Source organism: Amycolatopsis sp. lyj-90 (genome assembly GCF_046549035.1).
In the GTDB taxonomy this organism is placed as follows: domain Bacteria; phylum Actinomycetota; class Actinomycetes; order Mycobacteriales; family Pseudonocardiaceae; genus Amycolatopsis.
On record NZ_JAJPWP010000010.1, the window covers coordinates 175310 to 188968 of the forward strand.

The window sequence follows — 13659 nt, forward strand, 5'->3', positions numbered from 1 at the left end:
ACTGGTGGTCGTTATGACCGCCAGTTTCCCTCGTGCCGAGGTCGTCATCGACCTGTCCGCCATCCGGCACAACGTCGCCCTGCTCGCTTCCCGTGCCCCCGGGGCCCAGACGATGGCCGTGGTCAAGGCCGACGGCTACGGCCACGGAGCCGTCGAGGCCGGGCGCGCCGCCGTCGAGGGCGGAGCGACTTGGCTCGGCACCTGCTCCCTCGACGAAGCCCTGAAGCTGCGCCGCGCCGGAATCGGCGCCCGGCTCTTCAGCTGGCTCGACACCCCTGAAGCCGACTTCGCACCCGCGGTCGCCGAAGACATCGACGTCTCCGTCAGCTCCCTCGACGAACTCGCCCGCGTTGCCGATGGCGTGCGCCGGGCGCGCGACTTTAGCGGGCTAAGTGCGATCTGCCGGGTGCACCTCAAGATCGACACCGGCCTCTCCCGAAATGGCTGCCCACCTGCGGAATGGCCGGCGCTGGTCAAGGCGGCCGCGGCCGCGAAGCCGCTCATCGACGTCGTCGCGATCTGGTCGCACCTCGCCTGCGCCGACGAGCCCGGCCACCCGTCCGTCGACGCGCAGGCGAAGCGGTTCGACGAGGCCTACGACATCGCCCGCGCGGCGGGCCTGAACCCGATGCGGCATCTCGCGAACTCCGCCGCCGTGCTGACCAGGCCGGACCTGCACTTCGACCTCGTCCGCCCCGGGATCGCGATCTACGGGCTGAACCCGGTCCCCGCCGCCGAGGACCTGCGCCCCGTGATGACCTTCAAGTCGTCGGTCGTGCTCACCAAGCGGATCGCGTCCGGCGAATCGGTTTCCTACGGCCACACCTGGACCGCCGGGCGCGACACCACCCTCGCCCTGGTCCCGGTCGGATACGCCGACGGCGTGCCGCGGTCGCTGTCCGGCCGGATGGACGTCTGGCTCGGCGGACGCCGTCGTCCGGTGGTCGGACGCGTGTGCATGGACCAGCTGGTCGTCGACTGCGGAGACGACGAACCCGCAGTCGGTAGCGAAGTGGTCCTCTTCGGGCAGGGCACGTTTGGTGAGCCCACGGCCAGGGAATGGGCTGACAAGCTGGGGACGATCGACTACGAGATCGTGACTTCGATGTATCGCCCGCGAATCCACCGGACGTATCTGGAGGCAGGCTCGTGACACCTTCACGACGACTGCTGGCCATCGTCGGCGGCGTCGGGGCGGTGGCCACCGGCACCGCCGCCGCGATCGCCGTCGCCGCACAGCAGCGGCGGCAGAATGAGGATCCGTTCGTGGACGAGCCGTTGGGGGATCTTGAACCGGACCGGACATCGACAGTGGCGGCGGAGGACGGAACGCCGCTCGCGGTCGAGGAGATCGATCCGGCTGATGGGGGCGAACCGGAGCTGACCGTCGTCGGCGTGCACGGTTTCGCGTTGTCGAAGCGCTGCTGGCATTTCCAGCGGCGAGACCTCGCGTCACTGAAGCTGCCGCGCGTGCGTCAGGTCTATTACGACCATCGCGGGCACGGGCAATCCGGCGCCGCGACCGCCGAGACCAGCACCATCGAGCAGCTGGCGCGCGACCTCGACATGGTCGTGCGCTCGGTGGTGCCGGAGGGGCCCATCGTGCTCATGGGGCACTCGATGGGCGGCATGGTGATCATGGAGCTCGCGGCGGAGCATCCCGAGCTGTTCGACGACCGCGTCGGCGGCGTCGCGTTCATCGCGACCGCGGCGGGCGAAGTCGGTGCTCGGGGACTGCCGCGATCGCTGCTTTCGAAGTACAACCCGCTCACGCGAGGCGTCGGCGGGCTGGCGGGCTGGCAGCCCGGACTCGTCGAGTTCGTGCGCGCCGCCGGAGGGCAGCTGACCCGGCAAGCCGTGCGCAGGCTGGCTTTCGGCAGCCGGGACGTGTCTCCGCGACTCGTCGACTTCATGCTGGAAATGCTCGAAGTGACGCCGGTGCGCGGGCTCGTGAACTTCGTCGACACGCTCGGCAGCCACAACCGGTACGCCGCGCTCGCCGGGTTGAAGCACGCGCACGTGCTGGTCATCGGCGGAGATTCCGACCGGTTCACGCCGATCGCGCACGCGGAGCGGATCGCGGCGGAGCTGCCGGACGCGGAGCTGGTGCGCGTACGCGGCGCGGGGCACATGGTGCAGCTGGAACAACCCGAACTGGTGAACAGTCACCTGATCGACTTGATGCAGCGGTGCACGGGCACCGATGGTGAAAATCCTGACCGGCGAACCTGGTGGTGGCAGCGCTGATGAACTTCGCTTTCCCGACTCCCGAGTCGACCATGGACTTCGGGCGATCGCTCGGACGTTCACTGCGCGCGGGCGACCTGGTGCTGCTCGCCGGACCGCTCGGAGCGGGCAAGACGACGCTGACCCGCGGGATCGCGGACGGTCTCGGCGTCGGCGGACGGGTCAGCTCGCCGACGTTCGTGATCGCTCGGGTGCATCCGGCGGGCGAGGCCGGGGTCGCTCTGGTGCACGTCGACGCGTACCGGCTCGGCGGGGATCTCTCGCAGCTGGACGACCTGGACCTCGACACTGAGCTCGAGCGGTCCGCCCTGGTCGTCGAATGGGGCGAGGGCGCGGCGGAGCGCCTTTCGGACGACTACCTCGTCGTGCGCATGGAGCGTCGCGAGGACGATGTCCGCGTGGTCACCCTGGAGCCGCACGGCACCTGGGCGTCCCGCACGCCCGACTTGCGTTTAGCGGGCTAAACGCGATCTCACCCGGATGCCGCATCAGGGCCATCCCGGCGAAGCGTCCCCTCCATGCCCCAAGCGGGCTTGAGGGTGCGCATGCCGCTGGTAGCCACAGCGGCATGCGCACCCTGCCTCCCTAGACGGCGGGGGCCGGCTCAGCCCGCGGCCCGCGCCGATGGTGAATCCACCACAATCCGCACAGGCCGAGCACGCCGGTTTGCGCGGCGGGCGTCGCGACCAAAGCCAGCGCGAGAAGCGGGGCGATCAAGGCGAACCAGTAGAGCAGGACACGCCTGGCGTTCTCCTTGCTGCCGAAGAACGTGCTTCGCCAGAAATCGGGCCACTGGGCCGCGGGACGCAGATGAACTCGACGGCACGCGGGGTCGGTGACCATGCCGACCGGTTCGCCCGCCAGATCGAGCAATTCGTCGAGAGTGACTTCTGCCGGGTGACACCCGCCGCGGTGATCCTGGTTCGTATCCGGGGTCATCGCCTGCGACTGGGGTGGCTCCTCTGGCATACCGCCGGAACACGGCGCTACGCTGGGCATGTTTGACGCCTCCATAGGACTAATTCGGGTTGATGGAGCTGTTGAACCGCAAAGCGGCTCCCCCTTGCCCGGGGAGCCGCTTCCTTTTTGTGCGGCATTCGGCTGTTGCCTAGCCGCAACACAAGCCATTGTGGACGAACTTTCCGGACCTACGGGGCGGTAGGTGAAAGGTTGCTGCTTCTTGCGCCGAGCGGTCGGCGCACTTCACCCCGGGTCATCGGATTTCGCTGCTGTAACTCGAAAGAGTAGTTGCGGTCGTGGGTAACACGCACCTTGGCGAGATGGTGGGAGCTGAGTACACCTAGAGTGTGCCGAATTCACGCTATCGAGTGGATTGCAGTTATCGGCGCGGAGAGAAATGTTCAGTAACGGACATTCGAAAGCGGCATTCGCACATGCAGATGGTCATGCTTCGCGCAACGCGTCCGCTCAGCGCCGATCTCCGACCGTTTGTCGCTTCCCATTCCGCGCCGAAAGGCCGCAAAGGACGTCGACACGGAAGGTATCGATGATTTTTCAATCACCCGCGCGGATCGCGTTTAGCCCGCTAAACGCGCTCCGCCGGGCCGACCACGGAACGCGCGATTCCCAGGTCGACCAGGTCTTGGGGACGTAGCCGCAGCCGGTCCGCGAGAGTGGGGACGTCGTCGGCGGGCAGCTTGAGGATCGCCGCGGCCGCCTCGGGCGTCGTGACCGAGAAGTACGCGTTGGGCGTCACCCAGGTCGATCCCGGTGCCGCGAACGCGAGCGCGCCACCCGATCCGCCTTCGCCGATCACCAGCGTCGTGATCGGCACAGCCGCGCTCGCGACCGCCTCGAACAGTTCCGCGATCGCAGCCCCGGCCCCGGCCCGCTCGGCCGCCGCGTCGTTCGCCGCACCGGGGGTGTCGACCAGCGTGAGTACCGGGATCCCGAGCCTCGACGCGAGCCGCACCAGCCGCGCGGCCGTGCGGAAGCCCGCGGGCAGCGTCGCCGTCCCGCACTGCGCCGCGTACGCGATCGTCCGGCCGTCTCGTCGGCCGAAGCCGCACAAGACGCCGGAGTCGACTCCGCCGCACCTGTCACCCGAGACGTCCTCGCGCCAGTCGAAGTACGCGTCGAGGTACTCGGCCGCCCGTGGCCGATCAGCGGAGCGTGCCGCCTGAACCGCAGCCCACCCGCTGTCGGGCAGTCCCGCCGACCCGAGCGCGCCGGGAGGCTCAGCGGCTTCAGTCGTCGGCGAAGTCAGCAAGCGCACCCACCGTTCCAGCACCGCGGGAAGGTCGGCGGGCTGCACGATCCTGTCGACCTGGCCCCACGCGAGCTTCGCTTCGGCCGTGTACGCCTCCGCGGGCGCGTCAGGCGGCCGAACCCGGGAACCGGCGAAACCGACCTGGGCCCCGGGCAACGCGAGAATGACGTCGGCGCTCGCACCGAGTGTCGCCCAGCCGCCGCCCGTGGTCGGATCGCGCAGCACCGAGATCTGCGGCACCGACCGGGCTCCGGCCGCCGCCCGCGCGATGCGCTGCAACTGCGAAAGCGCGCGCATCCCGTGCTGCATCCGGCTGCCGCCAGTCGCGATCAGCGAAACCACCGGCAACCGGGACTCCATCGCCCGCGCGAACGCCGCCTCGACGCGATCACCAGTCCGCTGACCGATCGACCCGCCCAGGAAACCGAATTCGAAGGCGACCACGACCGCCTCGACTTCGCCGATCTTGGCGGTTCCGCAGACGACCGACTCGTCTTCGCCCGATCGCTCCGCGGCGGCTTCACGTGCCGCGCGGTACCCCGGCCAGCCGATCGGCCCGTCTTCCGGCTCGTCGGAACGCGGAACGTCCAGATCTTCGAAACCGGTCGCGATCTCCTTGATGACGGACCGCGCCGAAGCCCTGCTCATCCGAGCGCTCGCTTCAGGACCTTGCCCATGTCGTTGCGCGGCAACGCCTCCAGGTAGCGGACCACGCGAGGCCGTTTGTGCGGCGACAGCAGGCGCGAGACGTGGTCGGCGAGTTCCGACTCCGTCGGGCGTTCTCCGTCAGGCACTACCCAGGCCACGATGCGCTCGCCCAGATCGTCATCGGGCTCACCGGTCACCGCGACCTCCGCGACACCGGGATGTTCCATGAGCGCGTTCTCGATTTCGCCCGCGCCGATCTTGTAGCCACCGCTTTTGATCAGGTCCGTGGCCTTCCGGCCGACGATCTTCACGTAGCCGGCCGCGTCGCGGGTCGCCATGTCGCCGGTCCGGAACCAGCCGTTGTCGAAGGCGGCTTCGGTGGCGTCGGGGCGGTTGAGGTACTCGGTGAACAGGTTCGGCCCGCGGACCTGGATTTCGCCGACGGTCTCGATCTCCTCGACGGGCCTTCCCGCCTCGTCCACGAGTCGCAGCTCGACGCCGCCCAGCGGGACGCCGACGGTGCCGGGGACACGCTCGCCGTCGGCGCGAACGCTGGTGTTCATGAGGGTCTCGGTCATCCCGTAGCGCTCGATCACGCGCTGGCCGGTCGCCGCGGTGATGCGCTGGTGGTCGTGGACGGGCAGCGCTGCCGATCCGGAGACGAGCAGCCGGGCACCGCTGAGAGCCTCGGCGAGTGACGGGTTGTCGCCGACTTCGCCCGCGATGCGGTGGTACATGGTCGGGACGCCGAACATCATCGTCGCTCCGGTCGCGAGTTCGCGTGCGGCGCCCTCGGTGGAGAAACGGCCGAGATGCCGGACCGAGCCGCCGCGCCGGAGCGGTCCGAGGATGCCGAGGATCAGGCCGTGGACGTGGAACAGCGGGAGGCCGTGGACCAGCACGTCGTCGCCGGTCCACTCCCAGGCGTCTTCGAGGGCGTCGAGGGTGGTCGAGATCGCGCGGCGGGGGAGGACGACACCCTTGGGCGGGCCGGTGGTGCCGGAGGTGTAGACGATCAGCGCCGGGGCTTCGGCGTCCGGTTCCGCGGGGAGATCGACGGGCGCGCCTTCGAGGGGGATGTCGCGGCGTGGCAGGTCGTGGAGGCCGGCGGGCAGGTCGGCGCCCGGTTCGGCGAGGACGAGGACGGGCTCGCTGTCGGCGAGGATGTGCGCGAGTTCGCGCTCGCCGATCTTCGGGTTGAGCGGGATGGCGGGGACGCCGGCGAGCAGCGCGGCGATCACGGCGACGCTGGTGTGCACGGTCGGTGTCGCCCAGACGGCGACGCGGCCGCTCGGGAGGTCGCGGGCGAGGGTGCCGGCGACGGCCGCGACCTCGGCGTAGGTCAGGGAGGTGCCGCCGAAACGGAGGGCCTCCTTGTCGGAGCCGCTCGCCAGCGTGGGGAACAACCGATCGGGCACCGTGTGACCTCCTGCTCGACTCCGCCAGGCGGGGCGCGAGGGCCCTCGCCGAACCGTACCGTTCCGCCCGCCTTCACCCCTGCGACCTGGTTCACACCCCTGCTCCCTCCTGCCGCCGACGTGCGTTTAGCCCCCTAATCGCGATCTGGGCCGAGGTCGGCGGGCGGCCCGGCGGGAGCGACTTTCGCCCCCTAATCGCGATCCGGCGCCGGGACGCGGGGCTGGAGCGAAGGAGCGCGTTTAGCGGGCTAAACGCGATCTGACGGCAGGGGAGCGGCCACGGTCCCGGATCGCACTTAGGCCGCTAAACGCACTCCGGGGCGCTGGTCGTAGGCTGGGTAACCGTGCTGGTACTGGCCATCGACACCTCGACCCCGGCGGTCACCGCGGGCCTCGTCGCCCTGGACGGCGACACGCTCGAATCCCGCGGCGACCGCGTGACGGTCGACCCGCGCGCACACGGCGAGCTGATCACGCCCCACGCCCTCGAAGCGGTCAAGGCCGCGGGCGTCACGCTTCGCGACCTCGACGCCATCGTCTGCGGCGTCGGCCCAGGCCCCTTCACCGGCCTTCGCGCCGGCATGGCGACCGCCGCGTCGCTCGCCCACGCCCTCGGCATCCCGGCCCACCCGGTCTGCAGCCTCGACGCGATCGCCGCCGACGTCGCCCCCGGCGAAGCGCCCTTCCTCGTCCTCACCGACGCGAGGCGGCGCGAGGTCTACTGGGCCGCGTACGCCGCCGACGGTTCCCGCACCGACGGTCCGCACGTCCAGCGACCGGCCGAGCTCGAGACCGCCATCAAGGTCGCGGCGGGCGACGGCGCCCTCCTCTACGCGGACGCCCTCGGCGTCCAGCCGATCGAGCCGCGCTTCCCGTCACCCGCAGGGCTGGTCAAGGCCGCTCGTGAGGCACTCCAAAACGGAAGCGACCCCGCCCCGCTCACCCCGCTCTATCTCCGTCGCCCGGACGCCGTCGAACCGGCCGCGCGCAAGAAGGTGACCACGCCGTGAGGCTGGAACCCTTACGCCGCAAGGATATTCCCCGCTGTGTCGAGATAGAGAAAATTCTCTTCCCCGGCGATTCACCGTGGAGCGCCTACGCCTTCCACGCGGAACTCGACGCCGGCGGTCACTATCTCGTCGCGCGCCCGGACGAAAGCGACGAGGTCATCGGCTACGCCGGGCTCGCCGTCGTCGGCCGCCGCGGCGACTACGAGACGAGCATCCACACGATCGGCGTCGACCCGGGCTGGCAGCGCAACGGGATCGGCACCACGCTGCTGAAGGCTCTCCTCGTTCGTGCGGACGAGCTCGCCGCGCCGGTGTTCCTCGAGGTCCGCACCGACAACGAAGCGGCGATCACGCTCTACGAACGACACGGTTTCGAACGCGTCGGCCTCCGGAAGCGCTACTACCAGCCTTCCGGCGCCGACGCCTACACGATGGCCCGCCCGCGGGCCCAGGTCCGAGACGAGGTGGCGGGCTGATGCCACGCATCATCATGGGCATCGAGAGTTCGTGCGACGAGACCGGCGTCGGCCTCGTCCGCCTGCACGACGACAACACGGTCGAGCTCCTCGCCGACGAGGTCGCCTCCAGCGTCGATCAGCACGCCCGCTTCGGCGGCGTCGTCCCCGAGGTCGCCAGCCGCGCGCATCTGGAGGCGATGGTCCCCACAGTCGAGCGAGCCTTCGCGAAGGCCGGGCTGAAACTGTCCGATGTGGACGCCATCGCGGTCACCGCCGGACCCGGCCTCGCCGGCGCGCTCCTGGTCGGCGTCGCCGCGGCCAAGGCTTACGCCGCGGCACTGGACATCCCGCTCTACGGCGTCAACCATCTCGCCGGGCACATCGCCGTCGACACCCTCCAGCACGGACCGCTCCCCGAGCGCTGTCTCGCCCTGCTCGTCTCCGGCGGGCACACGCAATTGCTTCTGGTGGACGACATCGCGTCCGAGATCACCGAACTCGGGTCCACTGTGGACGACGCGGCGGGCGAGGCCTACGACAAGGTCGCCCGCGTCCTCGGCCTGCCCTACCCCGGCGGCCCGCCCATCGACAAAGCGGCCAAAAACGGTGACGGCAAGGCCATCGCTTTCCCGCGCGGGATGACCGGGCCGCGCGACGCCAAGTTCGACTTTTCCTTCTCCGGCTTGAAAACCGCCGTCGCACGGTGGGTCGAGGGCGCCGAGCGCCGCGGCGAGGAGATCCCTGTCGACGACGTCGCCGCGTCGTTCCAGGAGGCCGTCGCCGACGTTCTCACCAGGAAGGCGATCCGCGCGGCCAAGGAACACGGCGTGGACACGCTGGTGATTTCCGGTGGTGTGGCGGCGAATTCACGGTTGTCCGAACTCGCAGCCGAACGGTGCGCGGAGGCCGGTATCACGCTGCGAGTCCCGCGGCCGCGCCTGTGCACCGACAACGGCGCGATGATCGCCGCGCTCGGCGCGCACGTGGTCGCCGCCGGACGTCCGCGGGCATCGCTCGACTTCTCCGCGAATCCGGCGCTGCCGGTCCAGATCGTCTCGATCTAGCGCAATTCGGCGGCGGTGCGCGGCGCCGGGGCGAGGTTGAGCAGTTCCTCCAGCGCGGCCACCGTCAAAGCGGCGGCATTGCCGTCGCCGTAAGGGTTTCCGGTGTGCGTCGGATGCAGATCGCCGCGCAGGATCTTCGCGGCGGTGTCGGCGATGAGGGCGGTGTCCGTCCCGACCAGCCAGGCGCAGCCCGCCTCGATCGCCTCGCGCCGTTCGGTGACCTCACGGAGTACGAGGACGGGTGTGCCGAAGGTCGGCGCTTCTTCTTGGATACCACCGGAATCGGTCAGGACGAGTTCGGCCAGCCGCAGCGCGCGCACGAGATCGGGATACTCGAGCGGCTCGGTGATCGTCACCCGTGGTGTCCCGCCGAGCGCGGTCAAGACCTGCTCTCGCACGGCCGGATTGGGGTGCACCGGGAACAGCACCTGGACGTCGGCGTGCTCGGCGACGATCAGTTCGATGGCGGCGAGCGTCCGGCTCAGCGGCTCACCCCAGGACTCACGCCGGTGCGACGTCACGAGCACGAGGCGTTCGTTCGCCTCGGCGATCTCCATCTCCAGCAACGCGAGCGCGGTGTCCCTCGCCGGGAGATCCCGTTCGGCGATCGCGATCACGGCGTCGACGACGGTATTGCCGGTGACGGCGATCCGTTGGCGCGGAACACCCTCCGTGCGCAGTGCGGCCGCGGCACCCGGGGTCGGCGCGAGGTGCAGGGCGGCGATGCGCGAGATCATCTGCCGCGTGCCCTCTTCGGGGAACGGCGCGGCGAGGTCGTGCGTGCGCAGTCCCGCTTCGAGATGCACGACCGGGATGCCCAGCCAGAACGCGGCGAGCGCGCCCGCCAGCCCCGTCGTCGTGTCACCCTGCACGACGACCGCCGACGGCGCGACCCGTCGCAGCATCGCGTCGAGCGCGGGGAGCAGTCCGGAAACGAGTTCGGCCTGCGTGCCCGTGGTCCGTGGTGGGGTGTCGAGCCAGGCATCGACGGGCAGGCCGAACGGGATCAGCGCCTGCTCGACCATGCCCTGGTGCTGTCCACTGTGGACCACGAAGGGCCGGAGGTGCGGGTGCTCCGCCAGCGCCAGTGCCAGCGGCGCGATCTTGACCGCCTCCGGCCGGGTCCCGGCCAGCAACATCACATCCACGCGTTCGCGCTCCTCGTCCACGATTTCGAGTGTCCCGGAAAACTCCGGTGGCGGCCGCCGGCGTGCGAAGGGCCCACGCCGGCGGCCGGTCCTGCCGAAGGGAGCGATCAGCTCCCCACCTTGCCGAGCCGTTTCGTGCGGCGGTAGCCGGCGATGACCGCGATGGTTCCGAGAACCAGCAGGATCACGCCGACGGCCAGCCACCAGCCGACGTCGGCCCCGGTGGCGGCGAGGGCACCCACCCCACCACCGGCGACGCCGACTCCGGCGCCAGGCAACTTGTACATCTGGACCTCACTTCACCCAGGTCAGGCGGTGGTCGCCGGACGCCGGTTGCGGACGACGCGGATACCGACCGGAACGGCGATGGCACCGAGCAGACCGAGACCGATCCACAGCCCCGCGCCCGAAGCGAGCGGCACGGGCAGGCCGGCCGGGCCACAGGTGGCCGACGAGACGATCACGTCACCGGAGCCGAGAGCCCCGACGACGCCGCCCAGCAGCTTCACGTGGATCGCGTTGACGGTCAGGCTGCCGTCGGCGTTCTTGATCTGCTCGTTGAGGGTGATCGTCGCGACGTTGACGAGGCCGAGAGCGACCTTGATCTGGGTGTTCGGTGCCGGCGTCGTGTCGACGGCGCCCACACTGCCGAGGTTCGGGGCGACCAGGCTGGTCGCGCCCTGCACACCCTTCTGGGTGGCGGTGCAGGTGGCTTCGACGGCCTTGACGCCGACGTTGCCGAGGGCTGCCTTGAGCAGCGGCAGCCCGACATCGGCAGTGCTGGCCTTGGCCGTCACCGCGCCGGAGTTGTCGTCGCGTTTGGCCTCGGTGTTGATCGCGCCCGCGGTCAGCACACCGGCGAGGTTGACCGTCGCGAGGCTGTTGGTGGTCGGCCCCGAGGTCTTCGCTTCGGCGAGCGGCCCGGCCTTCACCGCGTCGAGGCCGAGGAGCGATACATCGACCTTGACGCCATACGCGGAGCCGTCACCGGGGGCCGCCGAGGCGGGTACCGCGCCGGCGAGGGCAACGCTCACCACCACAGCGGCGAGCAATCCGCCTCGTCGCAAGAGGTGCGTGTTCTTCAACTGGTCCTCCGAATTGATTCGTGGGGTTTTCTCCGGTCGTCGCATGGGCGTGACCGTTGCGGACGAATCCCGGGTGGCCTGATTCGGCTCGCGGATCGTCTATCGCCGAGTGTTTCTTAAATTGCACAGAAAAAATCCAGGATCACCGGATCAGGTGGTTTCGATGCCATTATCCGCAGGTCGCGGAGAGCATCACTCGTTCGGCCTAGTCAGTTAGTCCACGATCGTGCCGAAAGGCCCCATGATCGCACTGGAATTGCGAACCCCGGGCGAAAGGACCGGTTAGCGCTCGCTTAACCTCGTCAGCGAGGTGCCTGTCCGCTTCGTCGAATCCCATCGTCCGCAGCGTCTTTCCTGAGAGGGTCACCGTGGCCGTCGCGAGCGCTCCTTTGCCCAGTTCCAGTCGGTTCCCACTGCGTGTCGCCGTGCTGGCGGTCATCGCCGTCGCGGCAGGTCTGGTGCTGGCCGAACGCGTCTACCGCGTGTTCGAGGTGCAACTCTCCGGGCTGATACTGAGGGTCATCACCACATCGGGTGTCTTTGTCGCGGGTGAGCGCGAGACGGTCTACTTTGGGTTGTCGGGCGATACTCCACTCGGGTTAAGAATGACGCCGGAATGCTCTTCGGCATTCATGTTGCTACCACTCTTACTGGTGACCGCCGTCATGTTGTATTTCCGTCCGCGAAATGCGAAGAGACTGTTCGTGTCGCTGGCCATTTCGGCGATCGCGGTGATTCTTGTCAATCAGATGAGGGTTTTGGCGATCGTCGGACTCGTGAACTGGCTCGGCGTGGACGAAGGTTATTACTGGGGTCACACTTTGCTCGGTTCGATGGTGAGCGTCCTCGGCGGCGCGGTCGCCCTCGTGCTCTTCGTCTGGCTGGGCACCCGCAAGTCCCGTGCCGAGCGCGGGGCCGTCTGATGGGCGGCGGCTCGCTCAAGATCCTGCTCGCGATCACCCAGGCGTTCGCGCTCACCATGAGCGTGGCGTTCATCGTGTACGTGGTCGTGATCGTCGTGCCGTACCTGCGGCGCAAGCCCGCACCCGTCGGTGACGTCGCCGATTTCACCTGGCACTTCTTCGTTCCGTGCCGGGACGAACAGAGCGTCATCCGCGAAACGGTGCAGTACCTGCGTTCGACGTTCCGGCACGCGCACGTCTGGGTCGTCGACGACGACTCCGAGGACCGCACGGCCCGGGTGGTCAAGTCGATCTGGCGGCGCAACGGCGGCTACGACCCTTACCTGCACCTGGTTCCCCGGCGCCGTCCGGAGGCGAGGACGGGCAAGGGCGACGCGCTCAACGCCGCCTACCAGGCGCTCAACGACTGGATGGGCCCGGACGCGAGCCGGGAGGACGTGGTCGTCGTGGTGGTCGACGCGGACGGCCGCCCGGCGGAGAACTGCCTCGAAGTGTGCGCCGCGGACCACCTGTTCGGCGACGAGACGATCGGCGCCGTGCAACTCGACGTCTGGATGGGCAACGCCGACACCCGGCCGCCGGGGAGGAACTGGTTCTCGCGCGCCTTCGGGCTGAAGCTGGCCCAGATGCAGGATCTCGAGTTCCGCACGGCCATCGCGGCGATCCAGACCTCGCGCGGGTTCACCGGTACGATCTCCATGGGCGGCAACGGTCAGTTCACCCGACTGTCCGCATTGGACTCGATCGCGGGGCCGGACGGACAGCCCTGGCGTGGTTCGCTGCTGGAGGATTTCGAACTCGGCGTGCACCTGCTGACCGCGGGCTGGCGGACCGGCTACACGCCGGATTCCCATGTGAAACAGGAAGGGCTGTACAGCCTCCGGCGATTCCTGGTGCAGCGCACGCGCTGGGGCCAGGGCACGATGCAGTGTTCGCGGTACCTGCGGCGGATCTGGGATTCGCCGCACGTGAGCACGCTGGGCGCGGCGGAGATGATGTACTACCTCGCGCAGCCGTGGATGCAGTTGCTCGGCTCGCTGCTGTACCCGATCCCGTTCATCCTGCTGCTCTTCACCACCGCGGGGGATCCGGCGCAGGTGTGGACCTGGTTCGCCGACGACGGCGCTTGGATCCTGTTCGCGATCTACGGCTCGTTCGGGCTGCTGCCGTTCATCGTGTGGGGCCCGATCTACCAGTTCAAATGCCTGAAGAGCCGCAATGTCCTGCGCGGGATCGGGATGGGCTTCGCCTACGCGCTGTACATCTACACGTTCTACATCACGTCGTGGCGGGCGCTGTTCCGCCTGGTGCGCCGCCGGAACGGCTGGTCGAAGACGCGGCGGAACACCGAGCACGCTCCCGGGGTCAAGGTCGCGCTCGACTCCTGACCCGGATCGCGTTCAGCTGGCTGAACGCGATCCGGGTCAG

The 13659-nt window shown here is 69.2% G+C and carries 14 protein-coding genes; 8 read left to right on the forward strand and 6 right to left on the reverse strand.

Annotated elements, in window-relative coordinates; genetic code table 11:
- The first annotated feature begins 13 nt into the window (after positions 1 to 13).
- From alr to tsaE, 3 genes are read left to right on the forward strand one after another with little or no spacing between them, the layout of a single operon-like run.
- Entirely contained in the window at positions 14 to 1153 is a 1140-nt protein-coding gene (gene alr / locus ACLJPX_RS33900) for an alanine racemase (RefSeq protein ID WP_410604459.1), read from the forward strand.
- Positions 1150 to 2247, forward strand: a complete 1098-nt coding sequence (locus tag ACLJPX_RS33905; RefSeq protein ID WP_410604460.1) for an alpha/beta fold hydrolase — start codon at positions 1150 to 1152, stop codon at positions 2245 to 2247. Before alr ends, ACLJPX_RS33905 begins: the two co-directional genes overlap by 4 nt.
- Complete coding sequence (tsaE, locus tag ACLJPX_RS33910) at positions 2247 to 2711, forward strand: tRNA (adenosine(37)-N6)-threonylcarbamoyltransferase complex ATPase subunit type 1 TsaE (RefSeq protein WP_168214489.1); 465 nt, start codon at positions 2247 to 2249, stop codon at positions 2709 to 2711. The genes ACLJPX_RS33905 and tsaE overlap by 1 nt, the downstream gene beginning before the upstream one ends.
- 121 nt (positions 2712 to 2832) lie before the next feature.
- Here the strand turns inward: tsaE and ACLJPX_RS33915 are convergent, their stop codons facing one another.
- The 3 genes from ACLJPX_RS33915 to ACLJPX_RS33925 all read right to left on the reverse strand — a co-directional run bounded on the left by ACLJPX_RS33915 (position 2833) and on the right by ACLJPX_RS33925 (position 6543).
- Positions 2833 to 3120 carry a hypothetical protein gene (locus ACLJPX_RS33915; protein WP_102906591.1) on the reverse strand — a complete coding sequence of 96 codons (288 nt, stop codon included), beginning with the start codon at positions 3118 to 3120 and terminating at the stop codon, positions 2833 to 2835.
- A 673-nt stretch (positions 3121 to 3793) separates the two neighbouring features.
- Positions 3794 to 5125 carry a carboxyl transferase domain-containing protein gene (locus ACLJPX_RS33920; protein WP_410604461.1) on the reverse strand — a complete coding sequence of 444 codons (1332 nt, stop codon included), beginning with the start codon at positions 5123 to 5125 and terminating at the stop codon, positions 3794 to 3796.
- Complete coding sequence (locus tag ACLJPX_RS33925; protein WP_410604462.1) at positions 5122 to 6543, reverse strand: acyl-CoA synthetase; 1422 nt, start codon at positions 6541 to 6543, stop codon at positions 5122 to 5124. Before ACLJPX_RS33925 ends, ACLJPX_RS33920 begins: the two co-directional genes overlap by 4 nt.
- A gap of 344 nt (positions 6544 to 6887) precedes the next feature.
- On the opposite strand from ACLJPX_RS33925, the gene tsaB reads away from it, so the two are divergent.
- The 3 genes from tsaB to tsaD are packed head-to-tail and all read left to right on the forward strand — an operon-like array spanning position 6888 to position 9075.
- Positions 6888 to 7553, forward strand: coding sequence for a tRNA (adenosine(37)-N6)-threonylcarbamoyltransferase complex dimerization subunit type 1 TsaB (gene tsaB / locus ACLJPX_RS33930; protein ID WP_101612214.1), 666 nt, complete (start codon positions 6888 to 6890; stop codon positions 7551 to 7553).
- A complete protein-coding gene (gene rimI, locus ACLJPX_RS33935) occupies positions 7550 to 8029 on the forward strand; it encodes a ribosomal protein S18-alanine N-acetyltransferase (RefSeq protein WP_101612215.1) in 480 nt (159 codons plus the stop codon). The genes tsaB and rimI overlap by 4 nt, the downstream gene beginning before the upstream one ends.
- Positions 8029 to 9075 carry a tRNA (adenosine(37)-N6)-threonylcarbamoyltransferase complex transferase subunit TsaD gene (tsaD, locus tag ACLJPX_RS33940; protein ID WP_410604463.1) on the forward strand — a complete coding sequence of 349 codons (1047 nt, stop codon included), beginning with the start codon at positions 8029 to 8031 and terminating at the stop codon, positions 9073 to 9075. Before rimI ends, tsaD begins: the two co-directional genes overlap by 1 nt.
- Here tsaD and wecB read toward each other — a convergent pair.
- The 3 genes from wecB to ACLJPX_RS33955 form a co-directional block, all read right to left on the reverse strand.
- The gene (gene wecB / locus ACLJPX_RS33945; protein WP_410604612.1) at positions 9072 to 10223 is read right to left on the reverse strand and encodes a non-hydrolyzing UDP-N-acetylglucosamine 2-epimerase; all 1152 of its coding nucleotides are present in this window, start codon (positions 10221 to 10223) and stop codon (positions 9072 to 9074) included. The two genes, tsaD and wecB, sit on opposite strands and share 4 nt — an antisense overlap.
- A gap of 107 nt (positions 10224 to 10330) precedes the next feature.
- On the reverse strand, positions 10331 to 10510 hold the full coding sequence (locus ACLJPX_RS33950; protein ID WP_044855691.1) for an LPXTG cell wall anchor domain-containing protein: 180 nt from the start codon (positions 10508 to 10510) through the stop codon (positions 10331 to 10333).
- A gap of 21 nt (positions 10511 to 10531) precedes the next feature.
- A complete protein-coding gene (locus ACLJPX_RS33955; RefSeq protein ID WP_410604464.1) occupies positions 10532 to 11308 on the reverse strand; it encodes a choice-of-anchor P family protein in 777 nt (258 codons plus the stop codon).
- Positions 11309 to 11733: 425 nt separating this feature from the next.
- Here ACLJPX_RS33955 and xrtP point away from each other — a divergent pair, with 425 nt between their 5' ends.
- Both xrtP and ACLJPX_RS33965 read left to right on the forward strand, forming a co-directional pair.
- Positions 11734 to 12231, forward strand: a complete 498-nt coding sequence (xrtP, locus tag ACLJPX_RS33960; protein ID WP_410604465.1) for an exosortase P — start codon at positions 11734 to 11736, stop codon at positions 12229 to 12231.
- Complete coding sequence (locus tag ACLJPX_RS33965; protein WP_410604466.1) at positions 12231 to 13619, forward strand: glycosyltransferase; 1389 nt, start codon at positions 12231 to 12233, stop codon at positions 13617 to 13619. Before xrtP ends, ACLJPX_RS33965 begins: the two co-directional genes overlap by 1 nt.
- Positions 13620 to 13659: the final 40 nt, after the last annotated feature.